Here is a 962-nt window from a genome sequence, read left to right as displayed (position 1 = left end):
GCGGATGGCGCGGCGGCCGGGGCCGCCGCGCCATCACGGTGCGGTCTTGCGGTGGTACGCCTACGTCAGCCCGTGCGGCAGGTGATCGTGGGCCAGGTGGTGTTGCCGTTCGACATGATGGTCACGCCGAAGTTGTTGCCGTTGCCGTTCGGCCGGGCGGTGACGGTGCCGCTGTTGCCGCTGACCGAGGCGTTCCAGCTGTTCTGCAGGCTCTGGCCGCCGTTCAGCGCGAGGCTGACGACCCAGTTGCTGGCGCCGCTGACCGAGACGTTGAGGTTGAACCGGTCGTTCCAGCTCTGACCGGCGGACACCGTCGCGGTGCAGTTGCCTCCCGGGTTGCCGGGCGGCGGGGTGGTCGGCGTACCGGGGTTGCCAGGGTTGCCCGGGTTACCGGGGTTGGAACCCTCGCTGACCGTGATGTCCGAGCTGCCCTGGCTCTGGTAGCCCTCGGTGGCCATCACCTGGTAGCTGTGGTTGGAGCCGAGTTGCAGGCCGGCGCGGGCCCAGGCGTCGAAGTGGTTGGCCACCGTGATGGTGCCGCTGCTGCGCTTCTGCTGCCGGACGCTCCAGAACTGGTAGAACGTCTGGGTTCCGTCGATCGACGGCTGGTTGACCCGCTGGCTGCGCAGGATGTCGTAGGTGCCGCCGTCGGTGGTGACGGTGCCCATCCGGGTGGCGCCGCTGCTCGGGTTGTAGCTGCCGAAGTTCTCCACCACGTAGTACTCGATGAGCGGGTTGCGCGTCCATCCGTACAGGGCGAGGTAGGTGTTGTTGTTGCCCGGGTTGTAGGAGCCCGAGTAGCTGACCGTCCGCCGGGTGCCGGTGGCCCAGCCCTTGCCGCCGACCCAGTTGTTGGTGCTCCTGCTCCACTGGCTGGTGTAGCGGCCGTTCTCGCGCAGCGTCATGCTGGCGTCGCCGCTGTCCTTCCAGAACGAGAAGTAGAACCCGTTGTGGGTACCGGT

1 protein-coding gene is annotated in these 962 nt (G+C 67.9%); it reads right to left on the bottom strand.

The window, feature by feature from the left end; genetic code table 11:
* Positions 1 to 65: 65 nt before the first annotated feature.
* Positions 66 to 962 (bottom strand): glycoside hydrolase family 11 protein (locus LDL48_RS43220; protein WP_225261010.1); only part of this gene is annotated, 897 nt, incomplete at its 5' end.

Source organism: Jidongwangia harbinensis (assembly GCF_020216025.1).
GTDB classification, from domain to species: domain Bacteria; phylum Actinomycetota; class Actinomycetes; order Mycobacteriales; family Micromonosporaceae; genus Actinoplanes; species Actinoplanes harbinensis.
Note: the sequence above shows the minus strand (reverse complement) of the source record. Positions and strands in the feature narration are given on the sequence as shown.